The sequence below is a fragment of the Actinoplanes subtropicus genome, from assembly GCF_000721705.1.
Lineage (GTDB): Bacteria > Actinomycetota > Actinomycetes > Mycobacteriales > Micromonosporaceae > Actinoplanes > Actinoplanes subtropicus.
Window position 1 is genome coordinate 15,820 of record NZ_JOJL01000010.1, and the last position, 24,000, is coordinate 39,819.

Genomic DNA, 24,000 nt, shown 5'->3' on the forward strand with positions numbered 1-24,000 from the left:
GACAAGCCGATCGGCGGAAGCGGTCAGACCTCGATGTGCGAGCCCATGATGACCGTGCGATCGCGGGGCAGGCCGAAGTGCTCGGCGGCGTCGGCCGTGATGTAGGAGGTGGCGATGAACAGCCGCTTCCGCCAGGTGGCCATCGTCGGCGCGTCCCCCCGCCGCAGCTCGATCTTCGAGAGGAACCAGGAGGCGTTCTCGAGATCGAGCTGGCCCTCGGTCGTGTCGGAATCGAGCAGCCGGAGGGCGGACTGCAGGTCCTGGGTCTCGGCGTAGCCGAAGCGCATGCTCACGTAGAAGATGCCGTCGTCCTCGTAGCCGAGCGGGTCGACCTCGATCCGATCCTCGTCGGTCAGGCGCGGCACCGGCAGCGTCTCGACCGAAATGATCAGAACGTGCTCATGCCGGACGTGGTTGTGGTCGACGTTCGCCCGCATCGCGAGCGGCGCGGTCTGATTGCCGCGGTTGAGGAAGATGGCGGTGCCGGGGACTTTCGCGATCGATGCCGCTTTTCGCCGGAGGTGCTCGATGAATTCGGTCAGCGACCCCTCGGTGCTCTGCCGCTTGGCGGTGACGATCTCCCGCCCCTTTTGCCAGGTGGCCATCACGGTGAACGCGATCAGCGCGATCAGAAGTGGCAGCCAGGCGCCGTGCAGCAACTTGGTCAGGTTGGCCGCCACGAACAGCAGGTCGACGAACAAGATGATGGTGGCGCCCGGCACCAGCAGCCAGAGCGGCGTCTTCCACCGCTGCCGGGCGATGTAGAAGAACAGCGACGCGGTGATGGTGATCGTGCCGGTCACGGTCATGCCGTACGCGTAGGCGAGGGCGGCCGAGCTGCGGAACGCGAAGACCAGGGTGAGCACCGAGACGAGCAGGAGCCAATTGATCCACGGCACGTAGATCTGACCGATCTCCTTCTCGCTCGTGTGTCGCACCCGCAACCGCGGCAGATAGCCGAGCTGGGCAGCCTGCGAGGTGACCGAGAACGCGCCGGTGACAACGGCCTGTGCGGCGATCACCGTGGCGGCGGTGGCGAGCAGCACGAGGGGCAGCCGCGCCCAGCCCGGAGCGAGCAGGAAGAACGGGCCGCTGAGGTTGGCGGTGTCGCCGAGGACGAGCGCTCCTTGGCCGAAGTAGTTCAGCACCAGCGCGGGGAAGACCAGGAAGAGCCATCCCCGGCTGATCGCTTTGCGGCCGAAATGACCCATGTCCGCGTAGAGCGCCTCGGCGCCGGTGACCGCGAGCACAACCGCGGCGAGAGCGAAGAAGGCGATGCCGAAATGGCCGAACAGGAAGCCCAGCGCGTACGTCGGGGAAAGCGCTTTCAGGATCGCGGGGTGCTTGGCGATGCCGAGGACGCCCAGCACCCCGATCGTGAGAAACCAGGCGATCATGACCGGGCCGAAGACCCGGCCGACCGCCGTGGTGCCGCGGCGCTGCACGAGGAACAGGACCACAATGATCACCGCGGTGATCGGCACGACCGCCTCGGCGAACGACGGCTCGACGATCTTGAGGCCCTCGACGGCCGAGAGCACCGAGATGGCCGGCGTGATCATGCTGTCCCCGATGAACAGCGAGGCGCCGAAGATACCCAGCGCCGCCAGCCACGCCGCCGTCCTCCGCCCGCGGTACGCGCCCGAGCGCCGCAACAGCGTGATCAGCGCCATCACGCCGCCCTCGCCGTCGTTGTCGGCGCGCATCGCGAGCAGCACGTACTGCACGGTGACGACGATGGTGACCGACCAGAAGATGAGCGAGACCACGCCGTACACGTTGTCGATGGTGACCGGCACGGGGTGCGGGTCGTCGGGGTTGAAGACCGTCTGCACGGTGTAGATCGGGCTGGTCCCGATGTCGCCGAAGACGACGCCCAGCGCGCCGACGATCAGCGCCAGCCGGACAGTGTCCCGCGCTCCGTGCCCCTGAGCCGCCACGGCGGGCTCCTCCCTCGCATGGATGACATCCGGACACTACGGCCCGCGGGCACCCTCGCTCGGCAGAACCCGCCGCAGTTTCGCCCCCGCCGTAACCGGAGTCACCGCGGGGGCGGAAAGCGACTCAGCGGTGCAGGGCGGGCGCCACCGAAGCGGCGGCGACCGGCGTCGTCGTCCAGTCCGGGTGACCGGGCATCGGCGGGGTCTTCGTGCCGTACAGCCAATCGTTCAGGAACGATCGCAGGTCCTGCCCGGAGACGCGCGACGCGAGCGCGATGAAGTCCTGCGACGAGGCCGACCTGCCGCGGTACTTGGCAACCCAGGTCCGCTCGAGGCGCTCGAAATCGTTCACGCCGATCTTCTGCCGGAGCGCGAACAGGACGAGCGCTCCCCCGTCGTACACGTTGGGGTTGAAGACGTCCCAGATCGAATCCGAACGCAGCGGGTGGGCGACCGGGCCGTACTGCGCCCGCCACTTGTCGCCGCTGGCGTACGCCCGCTTGTAGTACTCCTCGAGCGTGCTCACCCCGGCGTACTGCGGGAGCGTGCCGGTCTCGTACGCGTAGAGCACCTCGTACCAGGTGGCGTGTCCCTCGTTCTGCCAGACGTCGCTCCACGCCCAGGGCGCGACGCTGTCGCCGAACCACTGGTGCGCGAGCTCGTGGGTGAGGATCGGGTTGATGATCACCGTGGGCAGGCCGAAGAATCCGGTGTCGTAGAGCGACAGCGTCTGGGTCTCCAGCGCGAAGCCCAGATTGCCGTCGATCACGAGCGATCCGTACCGCTCGAACGGGTACCGGCCGACCTTGCTCTCCATCCAGGCCACCTCGTTGCGCTCGTCGGCCGCCTCGGGCAGCAGCTTGCCGGCGAGCCGGCGCGGCACGACGTCGCGGATCGGGATGCCGTTGACCGGCGCCCGGTTGTAGGTGACGAAATCGCCGACCGCCAGCTGGATCAGTTCGCTGGCCATCGGGTTGAACTCGCGGTAGGTGGAGGTGATGTAGCCGTTGTGCTGAGTGGTTCTGATCGGTTGGCCGTTCGCCGTCGCGGTCCAGCCCACCGGCGCGGTCATACTGATCGTGTACGTGGCCTTGTCGCGCGGGTGGTCGTTGCTCGGGAACAGCTGGTGCGACTGGTCGGGCTGGCCGGCCATGACCGTGCCGTCCGGCGTCTTCACGAAGCCGGCCGGCGAATTGGCGTTGGGCGCGATCGGGGTGGCGGTGAAGCCGGAGACGGTGACCGTGAACCGGCGGTGGTTCTCCAGCGGCCACCGCGGCGTGATGACCAGTTCGTCGCCGGAACGGCTGAACGCGGCCGGTCGGCCGTTCACCGTGACCTTGCCGACCCCGTCCCCGCCGAAGTCCAGGTCGAAGCGGGACAGCGACTGCGTGGCGACCGCCGTGATCGTCACGTCGCCGCGGACCTGCTGGGCCGGGTCCTTCTTCGGGTAGAAGATGCTGAGGTCGTAGTTCTGGACGTCGTAGCCGCCGTTGCCGAGCAGCGGATACAGCCGGTCGCCCAGGCCGGCCGATCCGGGCGTGGGTGGGTGGTGGCCGGTGGCGGAGGCCGGGTCGGCCGCGATCACCGCACCCGCCAGCCCGAGCAGCGCGGCCGATCCGGCGGCTACCAGGCGGGACGTGAGATTACCCAAGTCAGCTCTCATGGTCGCCGAGCGTAACAAGGGATCGATATAGGGAAGTACAGCTTTTTGGTCCCGCGATTCGGGAAGATCAGGCGACCGCCCGGGCCGATCGCCGGGCCCGCTTGATCGCGAACATCGCGTGATCGGCGCGCGACAGCAGGTCGTCGGCGTCGTCCTCGGCGGCCGCCTGGCCGAGCGCCGAATCGGGGGTCGGCGCGGTGATCGCCGCTCCGCACAGGAGCAGCACCACGCCGACGAGCTTCCACCCACCCCGCGGCTCGGCATCGCCGGCGCGCGCATGAGGATCCTGGGCAGACCTCCCCGGCCGGGCGCCGGCGCGACGTAGCGTCGAAGCCATGGATCACCGCAGCGAGGCTCGCGACTTCCTCACCACCCGGCGCGCCCGGCTCAGCCCCGAGCAGGCCGGCCTGCCGCTCTACGGCGGTGCCCGGCGGGTCGCCGGCCTGCGCCGCGAGGAGGTCGCGATGCTCGCCGGGGTGAGCGTCGATTACTACACCCGGCTCGAGCGCGGCAACCTCTCCGGCGTTTCGGAGAGCGTGCTGCAGGGGCTCAGCCGGGCGCTTCAGCTGGACGACGCCGAGCGCGCCCACCTCCACGACCTGGCCCGCCGGGCCAACGCCGGCCCGGCCGCCCGCCGGCGCCGCCGCCCGGCCGGCCAGCACGTGCGGGCCGGTGTGCAGCGGATCCTGGACGGGATGACCATGGTTCCGGCGTACGTCCGGAACGGTCGCCTCGACGTGCTCGGCGCCAATCATCTCGGCCGGGCCGTCTTCGCGCCGATTTTCGTGGCCGAGCGACCGAACATGGCGCGTTTCATCTTCCTCGATCCGGCCGCTCGGGACTTCTACGTCGACTGGGACGGGCTCGCCGGGGACACCGTCGCGCTGCTGCGGTCGGAGGCCGGGCTCGACCCGTACGATCGAAATCTGTCGGATCTGATCGGTGAGTTGTCCACCCGGAGCGAGGTCTTCCGGTCCCGGTGGGCGGCACACAACGTGCGCCAGCACCGCACCGGGACCAAACGCCTGCATCACCCGGTCGTCGGTGAGCTCCTGCTCGCGTACGAGTCGATGGAGCTCACCGCCGACCCGGGCCTGCGGCTCAACGCCTACAGCGCGGAACCCGGTTCACCGTCGCAGGATGCTCTGAATCTGCTGGCCAGCTGGACGGTCACGACCGCCGGTCAGGGGCAGCCGAGGGCCTCCCGGTAGTCGGCCGGCGGGTTGCCGGCGGCGGTCTCGTCGGCCATCTCCCAGAACACCTCGGGGTAGTCGCCGTCCTTGCTCATCCGCTGGAGGAACTTCCACTGGTGGCTGCCGCGCAGCGCGTCGGCCGCCTTCGTCAGCCGGGCGCGGGCACGGGAGAGACGGGTACGCACGGCGGCCGCCGACACGCCGAGCACCTGGGCGGCCTCCCGCGGCTCGAGCCCCTCCCGGGCGTTGAGCAGCAGAACTTCCCGATCGAGTTCGCTCAGCCGGGCGAGCGCGGCCCGGACGGCGAGCCGCTCGGGCACCTCGGCGGCGGGATCGGTCGCGAACGCGGTCAGCCGCTGGCGCAGCCGCAGACCGAGCCGCTCCCGCCGGACGTCGCCCCGGTGGTGGTTGGCGAGCACCCGCCGCGCCACCCCGTACAGCCAGAGGCGGGCCTCGCCGTCGGCCGGGATCTCCCGGCGCCGCCGCCAGGCGACCAGGAAGGTCTCGGCGACGATGTCGGCCGCGTCGGCGGGCTGCTCCACCCGGCGCACGGCATAGGCGAGCAGCGGCTCGAAGCTGGCGGCGTACACCCGCCGGAAGTGTTCCTCGTGGTCGGCTCCGGATCTCACGCTCACCCCATGTCCGGCAACGCCCTCATCGTGACAGCTCGAGCTCCGATCGGGTCGCGATCGGGTTCCGGCCGCGAGCCGACTCGCGCCGGGCCGGCGCCAGGGCGGGCAGCATCGTAGCGGCGGTGAGCAAGAACGCCGCGGCGAAACCGGTCGCGGGGACGAGCACGCCGAAACCGATCGCGCCGGCCGCCATGCCCAGGTCGTACGCGGCGTTCCAGACCGCGCTCACCCCGCTGTACGCCGAGCGCGACGCCCGCTCGTACATGAGCGCCAGGGTGACGTTCTGCAGGACGCCGAACCCGGCGCCGAAGGCGGTCGCGCCGGCCAGCACGATTGCGAACGATCCGGTGGCGGCCAGCGCGGCGGTGCCGCCGATCGCGAGCAGCACGCCCGGCACGAGCAGCCGGGAATGCCCATGGCGATCGCCGATCCGGCCGGCCGCCCACCGCGCGAGGGTGCTCACAGCCGGCTGGACGAACAACACGACGGTCGCCGTCGAAGCCGGGGTCGCCAGCGGCAGGAAGGTGACGATCACGCCGGCCGCGGAGGTGCAGACGGCGAAGACGACCGGAAGCCGCCAGCCCATCGCAACGCCGTGCCCGGCCGGCTCGGCCGGCTCGGCCGGCCGCGGGTCGGGCAGGAACGGCAGGGCGGCCAGCGCGAGCAGCGGCGCGAGCGTGGCGACGACGAAGACCGGGCCGGCGCCGTAGCGGTGAGCGATCCACAGGCCGGCCGGGAGGGCGGTCAGCGAGCAGACGCCGCTGACCAGTCCGACCAGGGCCACCCCCTCGCCGCGACGTGCCGCCGGGACCACCAGGGCGACCAGCGCGTTGCCGGCCACGACGGCGATGGCGAAACCGATTCCGCGTACCGCGTCGGCCGCGATCAGCGCCGGGGCCGAGGTGGCCCGCAGGAAGACCAGGGTGGGCGCGCCGAGCAGGACCAGCCCGCCGGCGAAGGTCCGCCGGTAGCCCAGCCGGGCCACGATCCGCGGGGTGAGCAACTCGACCAGCACGGTGGCGATCAGAAACGCTCCGGTCGCCAGGCCGGCCACCGAAGCCGACGGCGCGACCAGCGGGATAACCGCGAGCGGGAGGTAGAAGCCGAGCGCTGAGCCGGCGGTCGGGGCGAGAGCGGCGGTGTTCATACCGGCCACGCTAGGAAGGAACCGGACCACTGATAAGGTCCAATCTCATGGCCATCGAGTGGGCCGGTTGGGGTCCGCAGCTTCTGCTCGAACTCGATCGCACCTCGGCCACGCCGCTGCGCTCCCAGGTGGAGCGCCATCTGCGCGCGGCGATCCGGGCCGGTCGGCTCGCCGCCGGGGAGCGGCTGCCGTCGTCGCGGGCGCTCGCGAGCAATCTCGGCCTGTCCCGGGGCGTGATCCAGGAGTGCTACGCCCAGCTCCAGGCCGAGGGCTATCTGACCGCGCACACCGGCTCGGCGACCAGGGTCGCGCACACCACGGTCGCGAAGAGCCCGCAGTCATCGGGGAAGCAGCCGCGCGCGGCGGCACCGCTGGTCGCCGACTTCCGGTCCGGCGTGCCCGATCTGCGGCTGGTCCCGCGGCAAGACTGGTCGTGGGCGATCGGCCAGGTGTGCCGGACCGCCCCGAACGCGGCGTTCGACTACGGGCCACCGAACGGGGATCCGCGCCTGCGCGAGGTGCTGGCCGCCTACCTGCGGCGGGTGCGCGCGGCCGACGCGTACGCGAACCAGGTCCTGATCTGCACCGGCGTCGCCCAGGGGCTCGGACTGGTCCTGCGGGTGCTGGCCGATCGCTGTCATACCCGGGTCGCCTTCGAGGATCCGGGAGCGGTCCGGACCGCTCGGGACGCCGCGTCGAGCGCCGGGATCGACGCGGTGCCGGTCCCGGTCGACGAGCACGGGATCGACGTGGCCGCCCTGGCCCGCAGCGGGGCGCGCGTCGTGGTGGTCACGCCCGCTCACCAGTGGCCGACCGGCGTGGTGATGGCGCCCGAGCGCCGGCTCGAGCTGCTGGCCTGGGCCCGCGAGCACGACGGCGTCGTGGTCGAGGACGACTACGACGCCGAGTTCCGCTACGACCGCGAGCCGGTCGGCGCGCTGCAGGGGCTCGCCCCCGATCGGGTCGTCTCGCTCGGCACGGTCAGCAAGTCCCTCGCGCCGGCGCTGCGCCTGGGCTGGGCCGTGCTCCCGCCGTCCCTGGTCGACGACGTGACCGTGGCGAAGAGCGTCGCCGATCGCGGCACCTCCGGCATCGACCAGCTCGCCCTGGCGACCCTGATCGAATCGGGTCGCTACGACCGGCAGCTGCGCCGGATGCGCGCCGTCTACGCCCGGCGGCGGGCGATCCTGTCCGCTCACGTCCCGCACGTCACCGGCCTCGCGGCCGGCTTCCACGCGGTCGCGCACCTGCCGGCCGGGGCGAGCGAGCAGGAGGTCGTCGCGGCGGCCCGGGCGCGCGGGGTCGGCATCTACGGCATGAGCGATTACCGCGCCGACGGCTGCGCCGAACCGCCGTGCCTGGTGCTCGGCTTCGGCAACACCTCCGAGCAGGCGATCGAGACCGGCCTGCGGGCGATCGCCGATCTGCTGGCCTGAACCGGTCGATCCGGAACGAGTCGGCCGATCGGACCGTGGTGGCGATCGGATCCGATCGTTAGCTTCGCGGCATGGCACCGTCCAGACTGGCCTGGTCGGCGGCGCTGCTGTCCTGGGTGATCGCGGTGCCGCTCTGGTTCGTCGGGAAATACGTCCTCGTGATCGCGCACGAGGGCGGTCACGCGCTGCTCGCCAAACTGCTGTTCCGGAAGCTCCACTCGATCAGATTCGATCGCGACGGCGGCGGCGTCACCGCCCCGGCGTCCGAGGTGCCCTGGCTGTTCAACATCCTGATCTTCCTGGCCGGGTATCTCGGGCCCTCCATGTTCGGCCTGTTCGGGGCGTGGTTGCTGGTTCGCGGCCAGACCATGATGGTGCTCTGGGCGAGCATGGCGTTCCTGGTCCTGATGCTCTTCGCGGTGCGCGGCCTCCTCGGCTGGCTGACGGTGCCGGGCCTGATCGTGGTGCTCTACCTGGTGACGATGCGGGTCGACCCGCCCCTGCAAACGCTCTACACGCACATGTGGGTGTGGTTCCTGCTGATCGGCGCGGTGCAGCGGATGCTCCACTTCGTGCTGGACCGGCAGTACGAGAACGGCACGAACGACTCGACCCATCTCGCCGACCTGACCCTGGTGCCCAGCGCGATCTGGGCGTTCGTGTTCCTGGCCGGCACGATCGGCGCGCTCGCCTACGGCGGGGCGATGTTGCTGCGGCTCTAACGCGCCAGCCACCCGCCGTCGACCGGGAGGATCGTGCCGTGCACGTAGCGGGCGGCGTCCGAGGCGAGGAAGACCACGGCGCCCGCCAGGTCGTCCGGCGTGCCCCAACGGCCGGCCGGGATGCGGGCCAGGATCTCGGCCGAGCGGGCCGGATCGCCGCGCAGGGCCGACGTGTTGTCGGTGGCCATGTAGCCGGGGGCCACCGCGTTCACGTTGACGCCGTGTGCTGCCCACTCGTTGGCCAGCGCCTTGGTCAGGCCGGCCACGGCGTGCTTGGCGGCCGCGTACGCCGGAACCCGGAGACCACCCTGGAAGGAGAGCATCGACGCGACGTTGATGATTTTGCCGCCGCCGGCCGCGAGCATGTGCCGGCCGGCCGCCCGGCTGAGGTGGAAGTCCGCGTTCAGATCGATGGTGAGCACTTCGTCCCACTCCTCCGGGGCGACCTCGACGGCCGGCCCGCGCCGGATGACGCCCGCGTTGTTGACCAGGATGTCCGGGCGCACCTGGTCGACCACGGCGGTCAGCTCGGCCGGATCGGCGGTGGCCAGGTCACAGGCGACGAAGTCGGCGCCCCACGAGGGCGGCCGGCGACCGAGCACGGTCACCGCGGCGCCGGCCTCGGCCAGGCCGCGGGCGCACGCCTGACCGAGACCGCGGTTGCCGCCGGTGACCAGGGCGGTCCGACCGTCCAGCCGGAAGCTGTCCAGAATCATCTGTTCAGTGTCCGAGATCGCGCAGCATCGGCACGGTCCGGCCCACCCAGGTGAGCGACTTGTCCTCGAGCGCGCCCTGGGTGCGCTGCGTCCCGGCCAGGAACCACAGGTAGTAGGTCGTGCAGCCGGGAGCGCTCACGACCGTGTGGTAGCCCGAGGGCATCATCTGCATGCCGTGCTCGCGGGCGGTGAAGTTCTCCTCGTAGCCGTCGTCGGTGTACATCCGGCAGATGCCGAAGCCGTCGGCGGGCTGGACCCGGAAGTAGTACATCTCCTCGTGCTGGGCCTCAGCCGGGAGGTTGTCGAATTTGTGCCGGTGCGGCGGGTAGGTGCTCCAGTTCCCCGACGGCGTGTAGGTCTCGCCGACGATAAGCCGGTGGGCCGGCAGATCGGGCTGGGCGATCTCGGTGAGGATCTGGTGGTAGTCGCGACCGAAGTTGGCCGCTCCCCAGCGGCCGCTCGCGACCTGCGCCGGCCCGATCACATAGGGGGCGAGCGCCAGATCGCTCGGCGCGCTCGGCAGAGCGATCTCGACCGGTCCGACCGCTTCGATCTCGTACGCGACGCCCGCCGGGATGTAGACCGAGTGCGGCTTGCCGGCGAACACGTTGGCCCGGCCGCCCACCGCCGGGAACTTCTCCCCGCCCACGGTGAAGTGCGCCGTCCCGCCGAGCACGACCGCCAGGATCTCCCGGTCGCCGGACTCGCCCGCCCACGTCTGCCCGCGGTCGAGCACGATCAGGCCGAAGCCGAGCAGGTCGCACGGGTTGAACGGGAGCTCGTTACACCCGGGCGCCGACGGGATGTAGCAGTGGTACCTGTAGTCCATGGCTCTCCTCACCAGTGGTCGATCCAGTCGGGACGGGTGACGCGGGTCAGCGCCTCGAGGTAGAAGTAGTCGCCCCAGAGGGTGCCCTCGTCGACCCCGATCCCCTTCGGCTTGTCATAGACGCCGTGCAGCAGCAGCGCGCTCTCCGGCGCGGCGTAACCGTCGATCAGCGAGCCGAGGATCCGCAGCGCCGCCGATCGGTATCGCTGACCGCCCAGCTCGAGCAGCCCGCACACCGCGATCGCCGCCGCCGAGCTGTCGCGCTCCTCGCCGCTGCCGTCGCCGAACTCCAGGTCCCAGTAGGCGACCCCGTCGGCCGGCAGGTGGGCCAGGAACCGGTCGGCGCAGCGCCGGGCCGCGTCCAGCAGCGACGGGTCTCCGGTGTAGCGGTGGTTGAGGGCGAATCCGTAGATCCCCCACGCCTGGCCCCGGGCCCAGCAGGAGTCGTCCGCGTTGCCCTGCTCGGTCTCCCCGCGCAGCGGCTCCCCTGTCACCGGATTCCAGTAAAAAGTGTGAAATGTCGTGTCATCGGGTCGCAGGATGTGGTCGCGCAGCTGCGTCGCGTGCCGCTGGGCGATTTCCGACAAGTCCGGTTTATTGTCCTCGGCGGCGGCCCAGAACAGCAGCGGCGTGTTCATCAGGCTGTCGATGATCGTCCGCCCCTGCTGGCGCGGATCGTCTATGTCGCCCCAGGCCTGAATGATTCCGGCGGCCGGCAGCACCCGCGTGATCAGGTGATCGGCCGCGGCCAGCGCGGCCGCCCGGGCCGAGTCGTCCCCCGCGACCTTCCACGGCGTCACGCACGACAGCGTGTAGAGAAACCCGAGGTCGTGCGTGTCGACATCGTGCCGCGACCGAAGGCGATCGGAGAACGAGGCGACATGCCCGAGGGCCGCACTCCGATACCGGGGATCGTTCGTGAGCGCATGCGCGAGCCACAACATGCCCGGCCAGAAGCTGGTCGTCCACCCCTCGTTCGCCCGCAGCGGATACCTCCCCCCGACGGTCGTGTCTCCCGGGTACCGCTCGCCGAACGCCGCGATGTTCGCGTCGATCGTGCGCAGGGCCGCCGCCACCGCGGCGGCCACCGCCTCGGCGTCGGGCAGGGGCCGGACGTCGATCGCCGTCATGAATGTCCTTCCGCCAGGAGCACCGAGTTGAGCGAGAACCGGCTGCCCGCCCAGACCACGTAGAGCAGCGGCGCGGCGGCCAGCCCGAGCGCGATCGCCGGGCGGGTGGCCAGCAGCGCCTCGAAGACCGCCAGCACCGCCAGCGAGGGCAGCGTGAGATACCAGTGCCGCACGGCCAGATAGACGCTGACCCGGCCGGCGTCGCGCACCCGCACGGACGGCCGCTCGGCGAGCACCACCAGCGCGAGCATCGTGGTGGCCACCACGAGCGCCATCGCCACGACCAGCGGCGGGATCACGACCGCGCCGATCGGGCGGCCCCACGCCGCGCGGCAGTCGACCGCGAGCACCACCAGCAGGGCCGACGCGGCCGCGGTCAGCGCGATCGACCGGCGCGCCGAGGCGCGCCAGACCCGCACGAACGTCCCGGCCACGCCGTGGTCATTTCCGATCGGGTACGCGCCGAGCACCGCGAACGCCCCGCACAACGCCGGCCCGGCCAGCGGTGCCAGCAACGCCAGCAACGGCCAGGAGCGACCGGGATCGGTGCTGAGCAGCACGACGACGAGCGGCGAGCAGGCCGCCGTGAGCAACGCGTTCGTCGCCAGCGCGAGGTAAGCCGTGTCGAAGAGCAGTCCGATCCGCATCTCCTCACCCCTTGAGCCCGGTCGTGGCGATGCCCTCGACGAAGTACCGCTGCCCGAGCAGGAAGATGACCGCGATCGGCAGCACCGACAGGACCGAGCCCGTCATGATCAGCGAGTACTCGGCGTTGTAGCTGTTCACGAACGTCTTGAGACCGATCTGGATCGTCCAGATGCTGTGGCTGCGCAAGTAGATCAGCGGCCCGAGGTAGTCGTTCCAGGTGGTGACCAGGGTGAGCAGGCTCAGGCTGGCGATCGCCGGCACGGAGAGCGGCAGCATGATCCGGCGCCAGATGCCGTACTCGCTCATCCCGTCGATCCGGGCGGCGTCGAGCAGTTCGTCGGGGATCGTCTCGTAGTACTGCTTCATCAGGAAGACGCCGAACGCGCCGAACGCCTGGAGCGCGACGATCGACCAGAGCGTGTCCGACAGGTGCAGCTTCGAGAAGAGGATGAACTGCGGGATCATGTACGACTGCCAGGGCACCGCGATGGTGCCGAGGTAGGCGAGGAAGAGCACCCGGCGACCGGGGAAGCGCACCTTGGCGAACCCGTACGCGGCGAAGCTGCCGGTCAGCACCTGCAGGAACGTGACCGCGAAGGAGAGGATGAGGGTGTTCTTCAGCCACGTCGTCATGTCGGCCTTGTGCCAGATGTCGACGTAGTTCTTCCAGACCACCGGGTTGGGCAGCCACTTCACCGGAATCGTGTAGACGTCGTTGTTCGCCTTCAGCGACGAGATGAGCATCCAATAGAACGGCAGCAGGATCGCCGCGGCGGCGACGATCAGGACCGCGTACCCCAGCAAGCGTTTGGTTCGGCCGCGCTGGGGCGGGCGGGCCGGCTCGATCGGGATCTCCAGGCTGGGCGGCTGCAGCAGGATCGTCATGACTCGCTCCCCCGCCGGTTGATCAGGAACTGCACGACGGTGACGACGAAACAGATCGCGAACAGCACGATCGAGATCGCCGACGCGTAGCCGAACTGGTTCTCGACGAAGCCCTTCTGGTAGATGTACTGCGACACCACCAGCGTGGACTGGCCCGGCCCGCCGTTGGTCATCACCAGGATCAGATCGAAGACCTTGAAGCTGCCGATGGTCAGCATCACCACCACGAAGAATGTGGTCGGCCGCAGCCCCGGCAGGGTCACCGCGAGCAGCCGCTGCCAGGCGTTCGCACCGTCCACCCTGGCCGCCTCGTACAGCTGGGTGGGGATGGTCTGCAGGCCGGCCAGGAACAGCAGCATGTAGTAGCCGGCCTCGCGCCAGGTCCCGACGACGATGACAGCCGGCATCGACCAGTCCGCCGAGGTGGTCCAGCCCGGTGGATGAGCGATCCCGATCGCGCGCAGGAACTGGTTGATCGGGCCGTAGCTCGGGCTGAACAGCATGTTCCAGACCTGGGCGAGGGCCACGATCGAGGTGATGTACGGGAAGAACGCGACCGTACGGAAGAACGCGACGCCGCGCAGTTTCCGGTTGAGCAGCAGCGCCAGCCCGAGCGCGGCGACCAGGGTGAGCGGGATGTGGAACACCGTGTAGTAGACGGTGTTGGTCAGCGCGGTGCGGAAACTGTGGTCGTGCGACAGCTGCCGGAAGTTGTCGAGACCGGTCCATTCCGCTCCGCCGAAGACGTTCCAGCTGGTGAAGGCGTAGTAGAAGAGCAGCGCCACCGGCACCAGGGTGAGCGCGGCGAAGCCGGCGAAGTTCGGCAGCAGGAACGACCAGCCCACCGCCGTGTTGCGCAACACCAGCCGGGCCCGCCCGCGGCGGACCATCGGCATCGACGTCATGGAAGCTCCCTGCGTGGGAAATTGCCTCGCCGAGCGAGATACTAGCCGGGCTAGTATCTCGCTCGGCGAGAGAGCGGCTACTTGTTGAGGACCTCGTTCTTGGCCCGGGTCTGCGCGTCGGCGATCGCCGCGTCGATGTCCTTGCTGCCGGACATCACGGCCGTGTGCAGGTCGTTCAGGATGTTCTGCAGCGCGGCGGTGTACTTGCCGGGCGGGTTCTCCGGCTTCGTGTCGTGATGCGTGAACGTCCACTTCGTCAGGTCGTCCTGCGGGACGCCCGGCAACTGGAAGAAGCTGTCCTTGACCGCGTCGGTGTCCGCCGGGGTGATGCCGATTCTGGCGAGCGACTTCGCGCCGTCGGCGCCGGCGGCGTACGCGAGGAAGGCCTTGGCCGCGGCGACCTTGTTCTTCGCGATCTTCGCGTTGATCCCGAGGCCGGTCGGATCGCCGAAGGTGACCGGTGTGGCCGACTGACCGGTGGTCGCCTTGGTGAGCTGCGGCGCCGGCGCGATCCCCCAGTCGAACTTGTCGGCGTCGCCGTTGCCCTGCTGCTTGAGCAGGGTGGCGATGAACCACGAGCCCATCAGCATCATCGCCGCCTGCTGCTTGCCGAACTGGGCCTGGTAGGTGAGGTTGTTGGTGGTCGCGTCGCCGAACTTGACCTGGGCGCCGGCGTTCTGCAGGTCGACCGCCCGGGTGTAGTACGGCTTCAGGTACGCGAAGTCACCGCTCTCGATGCTCGCGCCCTGGGTCTGCGCCAGCGCGAAGCCCTGCACGGTCGACTGCCAGATGTGCTCGTAGTCGCCGACCGCTTTCGACCCGCCCGCCTTGAACTTGGTGGTCAGGTCCTTGGCCGCGGCCGCATAGTCGTCCCACGTCCACGACCCGTCCGGCGTCTTTACGCCGGCCTTCGCGAAGAGGTCCTTGTTGTAGAACAGGACCCACGAGTCCTGGCGATACGGGATCGCATAGGTTTTCCCGTCCGCCTGGTAGTTCGCCATGCCGCCGACCTTGTCGCCGAGGCCCGCCGCCACGTCCGACACGTCCAGCAGTTGCTTGCCGTTCTGATAGGTGTAGAAGTTCTTGAGCGATTTCTGCGGGTAGATGTCCGGGCCCTTGCCGGCCGCCAGGTCGGCGACCATCTGGGTGTCGTAGTTGGTCGCGTCGTACTCCTTGAGCTGTACCGTCACGTCCGGGTGCGCTGCGTGGTAGCCGTCCGCGATCGTCTTGAACTCGGGGGTGGTGGCGAAACTCCAGCCCGCCAGGGTCAAAGTGATCGAGCCCGACGCCGACTTGTCGTCGTCGCCACCGCCGCATCCGGTCAGGACCAACGAGATCGCCGCGGTGACGCCGACGACGGCCGCGAGAGAGCGTTTCATCCTTTCTCCTTTATTTCAGAGGGGTGCGGGTGGTGACGCCGTCCGGCCATTCGGCCGCGACCTCCCACCCATGGCCTTCGTCCTCGCCGAGTGACGCCCGGCAGCGCGGCGGCTCAGCGTCCGCCGACAGGGCGATCAGCGCCGCGACCCAGGCGCCCGGGGTCACCGGGTACTCGAGCCACGGGACCTCGACCGGGCCGCCGAGCGGGCCGGCCTCGTGCGTGTCGCGTCCTTGCGTCCCCTCGCCCAGCACCGGCACGAGGTGGCTGTGGAGTCCGTTCGTGACCGCCCAGCCGCCGATCCGCAGGCTCCGGGCCGCCGGGGCGGGCTCGTCCACCCGCGCGAGCCGCAGCTCCCACTGCTTGCGGACCAGGGAATGGACGGTGATCTGTCCGGCCGGCTCGGCTACGCCTTCGCGGCCGCCGCCGTGGTCCGGCTGATCGGGATCGCCTTTGACCCAATGGGCGTACGCCGTGGAGCCGGCGATCCCCGGCTCGACGGTCAGCGTGCGCATCCCGGCCCGGTGGGTCCGGCGTCCCCCGGCGTCGACCAGCACCACCGACTGATCGATCGGGTCGGTCCACCCGCTCTCGTCGAGGATCGGCGCGGTCGCCGTGGAGTAGCCGATCCGGGCGTAGAGCGGCGAGTCGGCGGCGGCCGCCCCCTCGACGGCGTGATCGGTGCCGTGGTTGACGACCCGGACGATGCCGTCGCTCCGGGTGCCGGAGACGAGCCAGCCGGGAGCGCGGATGACCCGGGCGAAGTCGCCATTTTCGATCGGCAGCGGTTCCGGCTCGGCCGCCCATACCGGGTGGTCGGCCGGCAGCGAGAGGCCGAGCATGCCGTTGCTCGCCCAGAACGGCGAGCCCGGCCCGGAGTAGGACTGGCCGAGCCGCGGCCACCCGCCGTGCCAGCCGATCGGAAGCAGCCCGTCCCGGTCGGGCGCGCCCCGATCGGCGAAGTGACGGACGATCCGGTCGGCGGCGTGCCGCAGCGCGCCCGGCGAGTGCGCGGGCACCCCGGCGAGCACACCGGCCCAGAACGGTGCGGCGGCGGCGAACCGGTAGGTGAGGCTGCGGCCCTGCAGCAGCGGCGAACCGTCGCCGCCGATCAGCGCGAGCGCGTCGGCGAGAAAACGGTCGAGATCGGCCACGTCCCGGGCGCGGCGGGAGGTGGCGAGATCGGCCGCGCCGGACATCCGGGACCACAGCACCGGGAAGAGGTGCAGCACCCAGCCGGTGTAGTGGTCGTAGGCCCGGGCCGGCCCGTCGGCGAGCCAGCCGTCGGCGCGCCGGAAGGTGTCGTGGGTGGCGAGGTCGGCGACCATCTCGGGGCCGGACCAGGGGCCGCCGACCGAGCGCAGGAAGGTCTGCACGACCAGCCGGAACCAGACCCAGTTGATCCGCGGGTAGGTGTCGTCGCCGACCGCCGGGGCCAGATAGCCGATCACCCGTTCCTGGGCCCGGGGGTCGAGGCGGTCCCAGATCCAGGGGCGGGTCAGGTCGAGGATCAGCGCGATCGCGGCGGCCTCCACCTTGGCCTGGGGATGCTCGTCGAGGCGTACCCAGCGCTCCGGATGGGCCGGGTCGGTGCCGGCGATCAGGCCCCGCGCGTAGAAGCCGGCCAGCTCGTCCAGGCCGGCGCCGCGCTCGCCGGCGATGCGGAAGCCGGCGAGCAGGAACGATCGGGCGTAGCCCTCGAGGCCGTCGACCGCCCGGCCGTAGCCGCCCACCGGCCCCGGAAACGTGATGTGCGCGTGGCTCGGTGAGGCATGCCGCCCGGCCGCCGCCAGCATGCGATCGGCGAGCCGGACCCAGTCGTCCCTCGTCCAATCCTGGCTTTTCTCGGGCACGCGTCACTCTCCGAAGGCTCGGGTGGGGGATCGTGTCGGCTCGGTTGCGGCGAAGTTAAACGCTCATATTCGCTCATGTCAACGCCATCAACAGACTGAGTCAATCGAACTCGATCGGAAAGGAGAAAAGTGATCTGATACGATCATGTTCGATCATCGGAGGCGACATGGGACCTCTCGCGGCCGCCTGGCCCGCCATCACCGAGCAGCTGCTGATCCGATCGCTTCCCCCGGTCGATGACCTCGATATCCCCGCTGACCTGCGCGAACGCGCCGAGGCCGAGCGAGGCAAGCCATGGCCGGTCCCGCTGGCGAGCGGGTACGCCCGGTACTTCCGGGACGGCGATCGCGTCGGCTACGAAACGATCGTCTTCGAGCGGGCGCGCCGGGTCAGCCGAGCGGCGGTGATGGCCGCGGCGACCGGGGACGACGCGTGGCTGGACGAGGCCGCCGACGGGGCGACCCTGTTGTGCGAGCAGAGCAGCTGGTGCTGGCCCGCCCACGACGACACGTACTCGCGGCATGGCGCGGTCGTCCCGACCGTCACCGACCCCTACCTCGACCTGGGCGCCGGCGAGATGGCCGGCCAGTTGGCCTGGCTCGACCACCTGCTCGGCGACCGGCTCGACGAGCGGGTTCCCGGCCTGCGGGCGCGGATCCGGCACGAGGTCGACCGGCGGGTGCTGACCCCGTTCGAGACCCGCCGCGACTGGCACTGGCTGGGCCTCGACGGCCACGTGCACAACTGGAACCCATGGATCCACGGCAACGTCCTGGTCGCGGCCCTGCGACTGGTCGGCGATCCGGCCCGGCGCGCGTCACTGACCGCGCTGGTCGTGGACGGTCTCGATCGCTACGCCGCGTCGCTGCCGGCCGACGGTGCGATCGACGAGGGGTACTCGTACTGGTGGTACGGCGCCGGGCGGCTGTTCGAGGCGCTTGACCTGCTCACCTACGCGTCCGGCGGCGCCCTGAGCGATGCGCCCTTCCACGCGCTGCGCGAGGTGGTGGCCTTTCCCCACCGCGTACATCTGGGTGGGGATTGGTATCTCAATCACGCGGACGGCGCGGCCCGGCCGCCGCGGGATCAGCCCTGGGACGCGTTGCACCGGGCGGCCCGGCGGGTCGGTGACGCGGACGCCGCGGCCCATGCCCTCGCGCACCGGGCGCCGGCGACCGAGACGCACGGACTCGGCTACCTGCTGCGCGCGCTAACCGACCGGGAGTGGTCGCAAGCGATCCCGCGGCCGCCCTCGCCGCCCCGGAGCATCTGGTTCCCGTCGACGCAGGTGCTCATCGCGCGATCGGATCGGCTCACGCTCGCCGTGAAGGGCGGGCACAACGGCGAGAACCACAACCACAACGATCTCGGCAGCTTCGTGGTGGCCCTGGACGGGGTGCCGATCCTGATCGATCCCGGCCGGCCGACCTACACCGCGCAGACGTTCGGACCGCGGCGGTACGAGATCTGGACGATGCAGAGCGCCTGGCACAACACCCCGACCATCCGCGGCGAGCAGCAGCGACCCGGACCGGAGTTCAGCGCGGAAAAGTTATCCACAGGCCGCGCCTCGATCGACTTGGAGCTGGCTCCGGCGTACGGCAAGGATGTGGCTCGCAGCTGGCGCCGGACCGCTCGCCTGCACCACGACATGGTGGTGGTGCACGACGAGTGGGATCTGGTCGCCGGCCCGGAGCGGACGCTCCTTCATCTGGTCGTGGCCGGCGAGGTCACGCTGGGCGAGGGTGGCGCCTCGATCGCCGGGCCCTCCGGAACTCTGCGGCTCGACTGGGAGCCGGCCGTGCCGTGCGCGCTGACCGTGCGCGAGCTCGACGACCCCCAGCTGAGCGACGTCTGGGGAAAGCGCCTGCTGCGACTGGACTTGGACGTCACGGCTCTCGGGCCGATCGCTAGCCTTCACCTGGCAATTAAGGAGTCACCTTGACCACTTCGCGGAAGCGTAGGCCGCTTCCGGCCTCCCGGCGAAATGATCTGCTCGAGGCGCTGCGGCGCGACGACGTGCTGCGCATTTCCGACCTCGCCGAGACGCTCGGCGTGGCGGAGGTGACCCTCCGCCGCGACGTCGTGCAGCTCGCCAAGGCCGGCCTGGTGCGGCGGGTGCACGGCGGCGTGGCGTTGCCCGAGGAAGAGGTGGCGGAGCCGGCCGAGGAGACCGCCGGTCAGCGGATCGGGATGCTCGTGCCCTCGGCCGAGTACTACTACCCGACCGTGGCGGAGGCCGCCAAGGTGGCCGCCGGCGAGCTCGGCATCGATGTCGTGCTGCGCACCTCCTCCTACGACGCCGAGGACGAGTTGCCGCTGCTGGAGCGTCTGGTGGAACAGGGCGCCGGCGCGCTGATCGTCACGCCGCGGATGGACGCGCCGACCACCCAGCGCACCGTCGACTGGCTCGCCGGAACCGAGCTCCCGGTGGTACTGCTGGAGCGCACCGCGACCGCCGGCCCCTACCGGACGGTGCTCGAGTCGGTCGTAACCGATCACGCGCTCGGCGCCGAGATGGCGGTGAACCATCTGATGCTGCTCGGCCACCGCCGGATCGGTGTCGTGCTCGCCGAGCACAGCCCGACCTCGCCGCACGTCCGGCGGGGCTGGGTCGACGCGCTCGGCGGCAAGGCCGCCAAGGTGGACGCGCTGGTGCCGGATGCCAGGTCGCCCGACTCCGCGAGGGCGCTGGACGCCGTGCTGGACAGCGTCGCGGCCACCGGCACCACCGCCCTGCTCGTGCACGCCGACAACGAGGCGATGGCGCTGGTGCAGCGCTGCGAGATGCGTGGATTGGCCGTACCGGGGGATCTGTCGGTGGTCGCCTACGACGATCAGGTGGCCCATCTGTGCACGCCGGCGCTCACCGCGGTACGCCCGCCGCTGGAGGCGATCGGGCGGGCCGCCGTGCGCCTGGTCGCCGACCGGCTCGCCGATCCGGAACGGCCCGCCCATCGCGTCGTGATCAATCCGTCGTTGCAGATCCGCCAGTCGACGTCACGGCCCGCGTGATGAGCTCGGCGGTCTCCCCCGGGTGCGAAACCATCGCCAGATGACCGGCCGCCACCTCGATCGTCGTGGCGCCCATCCGGCTCGCGAACAGCCGCTCGCCGTCCGGCGGGATCGCCTGGTCCTGCTGGGCGACCAGGTACCAGCTGGGCAGCGAGCGCCAGGCCGGCACGCCCATCACGTCGGTGAACGACGAGCCGGTCAGCGGCTGCTGCACGGCATGCAACACGCGGGCCCGGGCCGGGTCGACACCGGCCGCGAAATGCTCGACGAAGTCATCCTCGGGCAGCCAGACGAAGCCCTGCTCGTCGGTGAACGTGTGCCGCAGGGCGGGCGGCATCGGCCCCTGGGAGAGCAGCGCGCCGAGCGACTCGCCCTGATCGATCCCGAACGCCGCGATGTAGATCAGACCGGCCACGTTCGGGGCGTCCGTGCCCAGCGCGGTGACGATCTGACCGCCGTACGAGTGGCCGGCCACCACGGTCGGGCCGTCCTGCAGGTCGAGGACCTGACGCAGCCGGGCCACGTCGGCGGCGAGCGAGGTGAGCGGGAACTGCGGCGCGGTCACCCGGTGGCCGGCGGCCAGCAGGCGCTCGATGACGCCGGTCCAGCACGAGCCGTCGGCCCAGGCGCCATGCACGAGAACGATGTTCATCGCCTTGCTTCCTTTCGCTTTTGGTCTCCGCGATCACTCTGCTCGCGGGATGCCGGCCGGGCATCCGTATCCTGACTGCACTTGGGGGGATGCGGATGGCGGGCGGGCTGATCGGCCGCGACAGCGAGCTGTCGCGGTTGTGCCGTCCGGTCGATCCGCCGCCGGTCGCGAGCGAGGTACGGGTGCTGCTCGGCGAGCCGGGCATGGGCAAGACCGCGCTGCTCACGGCCGTGACCGAGGCCGCGCGGTCGGCGGGCCTGCGGGTGCTGCCGGTCGCCGGCCGGGAGTCCGAACGCGACCTGGCCTTCGCCGGGCTGCACCAGCTGCTGCGGCCGGTCCTCACCCGGGTGCCCGCGTTGCCGGGGCGGCAGGCGCAGGCCCTGCTCGGTGCGTTCGGGATCGCTCCCGAGCCGGTGCCGCCGGACGCGCTGCTGACCGGGATCGCCGTGCTCACCCTGCTGTCCGGCCTGGCCGAGGAGCGCCCGCTGCTGGTGGTCGTGGACGACGCGCACTGGCTCGACCGGGCCTCCCTCGACGCGCTCACGTTCGCCGCCCGCCGGTTGGATTCCGAGCCGGTGGTGCTGCTGCTGGGCAGCCGGTCGCCGGTCGGTGACCTGCCCGAACTGATCCTGCGACCGCTGACCACCGCGGCGGCCGGATCGCTGCTGGACGCGCAGCCGCGGCCGCCGGCCGGATCGGCGCGGGAGGTGGTGCTCGCGCAGGGAGCGGGCAATCCGCTCGCGCTGATCGAGCTCGCGAAGGCGATCGCGAACGATCCGGCGGCCGGGCGTCGCTGGGTGTCCGAGCCGATGCCGCCCCCGCAGCGGCTCGGCGCCCTGCTCGCCGCGCAGGTGGGGGCGCTGCCGGCCGCGACCCGGGAGGCGTTGCTGCTGGCCGCGGTCGGCGACCTGCCCGGGCCGGACGCCGCGGCGCTGGCGCCGGCCGAACGGGCCGGGCTGATCCGGGTGGACGCGTCGGGCGTGCGGTTCGCGCATCCGCTGGTGCGGGCGGCGGTCTACCACCACGTGCCGTTCGCGACCCGGGCGGCGGCGCATCGGACGGTCGCGGCGGCGGTTCGCGATCGGCCCGACCGGCACGCCTGGCACCTCGCGGCGGCGGCCCTCGAGCCGGACGAGCGGGTGGCGGCGCTGCTCGAGGAGACGGCGGACCAGGCGCGGCGGCGAGGCGGCGCGGCCGCGGCGGCCCGCGCGCTGGAACGGGCCGCGGCGCTCAGCCCGGTCGAGACCGATCAGGTGCGTCGCTTGCTGGCGGCGGCCGCGCAGGCGCAGACGGCGGGACAGGCCGATTGGGTACGCGACCTCGCCGACCGGGTCCTCGCGCTCGGCGCCGACCCGGAGCTGATCCGGACCGCACGGGAGCGGATCGGATGGGCTCAGGTCTGGTCGGGGCAGCACGCGGCGGCGCTGGAGACGCTGCTGTCGGCCGGCTCGCCGACCGCGCTCGGGTTCGCGGCCACCGTGGCGTACCAGTCCGGCACACCCGCCGATCGGGCCGCAGTGCTGCTCGCTCTCGATCGGATGCGGGCGCCCTCCCCCGCCCTGCGGCAGTGGGTGCGTGCGTGCGCCGAGTCGTTCGCCGGTCGTCTGTCCTTCACCCCCGGCGGCGACCCGGTGATCGCCGGGTCGGCGGCCTGGCTCCTCGAGGAGACCGAGCAGGCGGTACGGCTGCTGCGCGAGGCGCTCGACCGGCTGCGCGCGCCGGGCACCCGGGGCGGCAGCGGCGGGGCGCTGTCGGCGCTGCAGTGGGCCTGCTTCGACGCGGGCCGCTGGGACGAGGCGCTCGCGGTCGCCCGGGAAGCGCAGGACATCGCGGCGGCGTACCGGCTGGGGCCGGTCGGCGCGTCGGCCGGGCTGCTGGTCGCCACGGTGTCGGCGCTGCGCGGCGAGTACGACCAGGTCCATGACCTGCTGGCCGGGGCGATGACCGACGAGTACCGGTCGTCGGCGGCCCGGGCCCGACACACCGCGGGCCTGGCGGCGCTCGCCCAGGGCCAGGTGGCGGCCGCGTACGCGCAGTTCCGGCACCTCTTCACCGACGGCGAGGCGCTCCACCACCGGGTGTCCTACCTGGGCCTCGCCGACCTCGCGGCAGCGGCCGAGCGGGCCGGGCAACGCCGGCTCGCCGAGCAGGCGCTTGCTTCGGTGCCGGCCGACTGCGGGCCGAGGCTGCGGCAGATCGCCGACCGGGCACGCGGGCTGCTGGGCGAGCCGTCGTGCTACGAGACCGCGCTGGCCGACCCGGCCGGGGAACGGTGGCCGCTCGAACGGGCCCAGCTGCGGCTCGACCACGGCGAGTGGCTGCGCCGCCAGCGGCGGATCAACGACGCGAAACCCGTGCTCGCGGCGGCGCTGGAGACGTTCCGGCGGTTGCGCGCCCGGCCGCTTGCCCAGCGCGCCGAGGCGGAACTGCGCGCCTGCGGGGTCTCGGCGACGGCCGGGCCGGGCACGGACGCGCTGGCCGAGCTCACCGCCCAGCAGCGGGAGATCGTGCTGCTGGCCGGGCGTGGGCTCACCAATGCGGAGATCGCCGACCGGCTGTTCCTTTCACCGCGTACGGTCGCATCGCATCTTTATCGGTCGTACCCGAAACTCGGTGTGGCCGGTCGGCACCAGCTGCGCGACCTGATCTGATCAGCCTGATCCGATCAGCTCCGCCGGCGCGCGCGGTAGGCGGCGACCGCGACCCGGTTCGCGCAGGTGTTGCTGCAGAAGCGCCGTGAGCGGTTGCGGGTCAGGTCGAGCACGAGGCCGTTGCAGGTGTCGTCGGCGCACACGGCGAGCCGGGACATCTCGTCGCCACGGATCACGTCGGCCATCGCCATCGCGGTCTCCACCAGCACCCGGCGCACCAGCGGCTCGTCCGGCGAGACCGCGTGGATGTGCCAGTCGATATCGTCGTGACGCACCAGCCGGGGCATGGCCCGGGCGTCGGCGAGCATCCGGTTCACCATCTCGGCGGCGGTGTCGCGATCGGCGGTGAGCAGTTCGCGCAGGACCGGTCGGATCGCGCGTAGTTCGCGCAGCTCGACGTCGTTCCGGTCGTGGCGGCCGGTGTAGCGGTGCCGGGCGTACCAGACGTCGGCCTGATCGATGGTGAGCAGCGTGTCCGGATCCTCCCCGCTGTTCACCAGCTCGACCGCGGCCAGCAGCGATGCCTCTGTGTCATGGGCTAAAACCACCTTGACATCTTACCCCCGGAGTCCATAGCGTCATAGGCTATGACGCAGATAGCCAA

At 71.2% G+C, this 24,000-nt stretch carries 21 protein-coding genes; 6 read left to right on the forward strand and 15 right to left on the reverse strand.

The genetic code is table 11. From position 1 onward, the window contains the following. Nucleotides 1-23 precede the first annotated feature (23 nt). The 3 genes from IH26_RS0115365 to IH26_RS59765 all read right to left on the reverse strand — a co-directional run bounded on the left by IH26_RS0115365 (nucleotide 24) and on the right by IH26_RS59765 (nucleotide 3,832). On the reverse strand, nucleotides 24-1,940 hold the full coding sequence (locus tag IH26_RS0115365) for a potassium transporter Kup (protein WP_211268653.1): 1,917 nt from the start codon (nucleotides 1,938-1,940) through the stop codon (nucleotides 24-26). 124 nt (nucleotides 1,941-2,064) lie between these two features. Further along, nucleotides 2,065-3,603: a M1 family metallopeptidase gene (locus tag IH26_RS0115370; protein WP_030436868.1), complete on the reverse strand. Its 1,539-nt coding sequence runs from the start codon at nucleotides 3,601-3,603 to the stop codon at nucleotides 2,065-2,067. Nucleotides 3,604-3,670: 67 nt separating this feature from the next. After that, nucleotides 3,671-3,832, reverse strand: coding sequence for a hypothetical protein (locus IH26_RS59765; RefSeq protein WP_157437207.1), 162 nt, complete (start codon nucleotides 3,830-3,832; stop codon nucleotides 3,671-3,673). A gap of 106 nt (nucleotides 3,833-3,938) precedes the next feature. On the opposite strand from IH26_RS59765, the gene IH26_RS0115380 reads away from it, so the two are divergent. Further along, on the forward strand, nucleotides 3,939-4,814 hold the full coding sequence (locus IH26_RS0115380; RefSeq protein WP_030436869.1) for a helix-turn-helix transcriptional regulator: 876 nt from the start codon (nucleotides 3,939-3,941) through the stop codon (nucleotides 4,812-4,814). On the opposite strand, the gene IH26_RS0115385 is transcribed toward IH26_RS0115380, so the two are convergent. Continuing rightward, nucleotides 4,787-5,425 (reverse strand): RNA polymerase sigma factor, encoded by a 639-nt coding sequence (locus tag IH26_RS0115385; RefSeq protein WP_245665210.1) that lies wholly within the window; start codon nucleotides 5,423-5,425, stop codon nucleotides 4,787-4,789. The two genes, IH26_RS0115380 and IH26_RS0115385, sit on opposite strands and share 28 nt — an antisense overlap. A gap of 25 nt (nucleotides 5,426-5,450) precedes the next feature. Further along, nucleotides 5,451-6,575, reverse strand: a complete 1,125-nt coding sequence (locus IH26_RS0115390; RefSeq protein WP_051808159.1) for an MFS transporter — start codon at nucleotides 6,573-6,575, stop codon at nucleotides 5,451-5,453. 47 nt (nucleotides 6,576-6,622) lie between these two features. On the opposite strand from IH26_RS0115390, the gene pdxR reads away from it, so the two are divergent. Together pdxR and IH26_RS0115400 are read left to right on the forward strand one after the other, a co-directional pair. Further along, the gene (gene pdxR / locus IH26_RS0115395) at nucleotides 6,623-8,011 is read left to right on the forward strand and encodes a MocR-like pyridoxine biosynthesis transcription factor PdxR (protein WP_030436872.1); all 1,389 of its coding nucleotides are present in this window, start codon (nucleotides 6,623-6,625) and stop codon (nucleotides 8,009-8,011) included. A gap of 71 nt (nucleotides 8,012-8,082) precedes the next feature. Beyond that, entirely contained in the window at nucleotides 8,083-8,733 is a 651-nt protein-coding gene (locus tag IH26_RS0115400; protein WP_051808161.1) for a M50 family metallopeptidase, read from the forward strand. Here IH26_RS0115400 and IH26_RS0115405 read toward each other — a convergent pair. From IH26_RS0115405 to IH26_RS0115440, 8 genes are all read right to left on the reverse strand, one after another. Next, nucleotides 8,730-9,449, reverse strand: coding sequence for an SDR family oxidoreductase (locus IH26_RS0115405; RefSeq protein ID WP_030436874.1), 720 nt, complete (start codon nucleotides 9,447-9,449; stop codon nucleotides 8,730-8,732). The two genes, IH26_RS0115400 and IH26_RS0115405, sit on opposite strands and share 4 nt — an antisense overlap. 4 nt (nucleotides 9,450-9,453) lie before the next feature. Beyond that, on the reverse strand, nucleotides 9,454-10,278 hold the full coding sequence (gene iolB / locus IH26_RS0115410) for a 5-deoxy-glucuronate isomerase (RefSeq protein ID WP_034215274.1): 825 nt from the start codon (nucleotides 10,276-10,278) through the stop codon (nucleotides 9,454-9,456). Between the two features lie 8 nt (nucleotides 10,279-10,286). Further along, nucleotides 10,287-11,408 carry a glycoside hydrolase family 88 protein gene (locus IH26_RS0115415; protein WP_030436876.1) on the reverse strand — a complete coding sequence of 374 codons (1,122 nt, stop codon included), beginning with the start codon at nucleotides 11,406-11,408 and terminating at the stop codon, nucleotides 10,287-10,289. Next, complete coding sequence (locus tag IH26_RS0115420) at nucleotides 11,405-12,055, reverse strand: hypothetical protein (RefSeq protein ID WP_030436877.1); 651 nt, start codon at nucleotides 12,053-12,055, stop codon at nucleotides 11,405-11,407. The genes IH26_RS0115415 and IH26_RS0115420 overlap by 4 nt, the downstream gene beginning before the upstream one ends. A gap of 4 nt (nucleotides 12,056-12,059) precedes the next feature. Next, nucleotides 12,060-12,941 carry a carbohydrate ABC transporter permease gene (locus IH26_RS0115425; protein WP_030436878.1) on the reverse strand — a complete coding sequence of 294 codons (882 nt, stop codon included), beginning with the start codon at nucleotides 12,939-12,941 and terminating at the stop codon, nucleotides 12,060-12,062. Next, nucleotides 12,938-13,846, reverse strand: coding sequence for a carbohydrate ABC transporter permease (locus IH26_RS0115430; RefSeq protein WP_030436879.1), 909 nt, complete (start codon nucleotides 13,844-13,846; stop codon nucleotides 12,938-12,940). The genes IH26_RS0115425 and IH26_RS0115430 overlap by 4 nt, the downstream gene beginning before the upstream one ends. A 77-nt stretch (nucleotides 13,847-13,923) precedes the next feature. Continuing rightward, nucleotides 13,924-15,225: an ABC transporter substrate-binding protein gene (locus tag IH26_RS0115435; RefSeq protein WP_030436880.1), complete on the reverse strand. Its 1,302-nt coding sequence runs from the start codon at nucleotides 15,223-15,225 to the stop codon at nucleotides 13,924-13,926. Nucleotides 15,226-15,235: 10 nt separating this feature from the next. Beyond that, nucleotides 15,236-17,077 carry a DUF2264 domain-containing protein gene (locus IH26_RS0115440; protein ID WP_245665212.1) on the reverse strand — a complete coding sequence of 614 codons (1,842 nt, stop codon included), beginning with the start codon at nucleotides 17,075-17,077 and terminating at the stop codon, nucleotides 15,236-15,238. A 167-nt stretch (nucleotides 17,078-17,244) separates the two neighbouring features. Between IH26_RS0115440 and IH26_RS0115445 the strand changes: the two genes are divergently transcribed. Together IH26_RS0115445 and IH26_RS0115450 are read left to right on the forward strand one after the other, a co-directional pair. Further along, the gene (locus IH26_RS0115445; RefSeq protein WP_051808165.1) at nucleotides 17,245-19,023 is read left to right on the forward strand and encodes a heparinase II/III domain-containing protein; all 1,779 of its coding nucleotides are present in this window, start codon (nucleotides 17,245-17,247) and stop codon (nucleotides 19,021-19,023) included. Next, complete coding sequence (locus IH26_RS0115450; RefSeq protein WP_030436883.1) at nucleotides 19,020-20,093, forward strand: LacI family DNA-binding transcriptional regulator; 1,074 nt, start codon at nucleotides 19,020-19,022, stop codon at nucleotides 20,091-20,093. Before IH26_RS0115445 ends, IH26_RS0115450 begins: the two co-directional genes overlap by 4 nt. On the opposite strand, the gene IH26_RS0115455 is transcribed toward IH26_RS0115450, so the two are convergent. Beyond that, on the reverse strand, nucleotides 20,047-20,745 hold the full coding sequence (locus tag IH26_RS0115455) for an alpha/beta fold hydrolase (protein ID WP_051808167.1): 699 nt from the start codon (nucleotides 20,743-20,745) through the stop codon (nucleotides 20,047-20,049). The genes IH26_RS0115450 and IH26_RS0115455 overlap by 47 nt on opposite strands. A gap of 89 nt (nucleotides 20,746-20,834) precedes the next feature. On the opposite strand from IH26_RS0115455, the gene IH26_RS0115460 reads away from it, so the two are divergent. Next, nucleotides 20,835-23,396: an AAA family ATPase gene (locus IH26_RS0115460; RefSeq protein WP_051808168.1), complete on the forward strand. Its 2,562-nt coding sequence runs from the start codon at nucleotides 20,835-20,837 to the stop codon at nucleotides 23,394-23,396. A gap of 14 nt (nucleotides 23,397-23,410) precedes the next feature. Here IH26_RS0115460 and IH26_RS0115465 read toward each other — a convergent pair whose 3' ends face one another. Then, nucleotides 23,411-23,944 carry a CGNR zinc finger domain-containing protein gene (locus IH26_RS0115465; RefSeq protein ID WP_030436886.1) on the reverse strand — a complete coding sequence of 178 codons (534 nt, stop codon included), beginning with the start codon at nucleotides 23,942-23,944 and terminating at the stop codon, nucleotides 23,411-23,413. Between the last annotated feature and the right edge of the window lie 56 nt (nucleotides 23,945-24,000).

Excerpts from the sequence above, each read along its gene's own strand:
- IH26_RS0115370 (WP_030436868.1), bottom strand. The coding sequence starts at position 3,603 with ATGAGAGCTGACTTGGGTAATCTCACGTCCCGCCTGGTAGCCGCCGGA.
- IH26_RS0115380 (WP_030436869.1), top strand. The coding sequence starts at position 3,939 with ATGGATCACCGCAGCGAGGCTCGCGACTTCCTCACCACCCGGCGCGCC.
- IH26_RS0115390 (WP_051808159.1), bottom strand. The coding sequence starts at position 6,575 with ATGAACACCGCCGCTCTCGCCCCGACCGCCGGCTCAGCGCTCGGCTTC.
- pdxR (WP_030436872.1), top strand. The coding sequence starts at position 6,623 with ATGGCCATCGAGTGGGCCGGTTGGGGTCCGCAGCTTCTGCTCGAACTC.
- IH26_RS0115400 (WP_051808161.1), top strand. The coding sequence starts at position 8,083 with ATGGCACCGTCCAGACTGGCCTGGTCGGCGGCGCTGCTGTCCTGGGTG.
- IH26_RS0115405 (WP_030436874.1), bottom strand. The coding sequence starts at position 9,449 with ATGATTCTGGACAGCTTCCGGCTGGACGGTCGGACCGCCCTGGTCACC.
- iolB (WP_034215274.1), bottom strand. The coding sequence starts at position 10,278 with ATGGACTACAGGTACCACTGCTACATCCCGTCGGCGCCCGGGTGTAAC.
- IH26_RS0115415 (WP_030436876.1), bottom strand. The coding sequence starts at position 11,408 with ATGACGGCGATCGACGTCCGGCCCCTGCCCGACGCCGAGGCGGTGGCC.
- IH26_RS0115420 (WP_030436877.1), bottom strand. The coding sequence starts at position 12,055 with ATGCGGATCGGACTGCTCTTCGACACGGCTTACCTCGCGCTGGCGACG.
- IH26_RS0115425 (WP_030436878.1), bottom strand. The coding sequence starts at position 12,941 with ATGACGATCCTGCTGCAGCCGCCCAGCCTGGAGATCCCGATCGAGCCG.
- IH26_RS0115430 (WP_030436879.1), bottom strand. The coding sequence starts at position 13,846 with ATGACGTCGATGCCGATGGTCCGCCGCGGGCGGGCCCGGCTGGTGTTG.
- IH26_RS0115435 (WP_030436880.1), bottom strand. The coding sequence starts at position 15,225 with ATGAAACGCTCTCTCGCGGCCGTCGTCGGCGTCACCGCGGCGATCTCG.
- IH26_RS0115445 (WP_051808165.1), top strand. The coding sequence starts at position 17,245 with ATGGGACCTCTCGCGGCCGCCTGGCCCGCCATCACCGAGCAGCTGCTG.
- IH26_RS0115455 (WP_051808167.1), bottom strand. The coding sequence starts at position 20,745 with ATGAACATCGTTCTCGTGCATGGCGCCTGGGCCGACGGCTCGTGCTGG.
- IH26_RS0115460 (WP_051808168.1), top strand. The coding sequence starts at position 20,835 with ATGCGGATGGCGGGCGGGCTGATCGGCCGCGACAGCGAGCTGTCGCGG.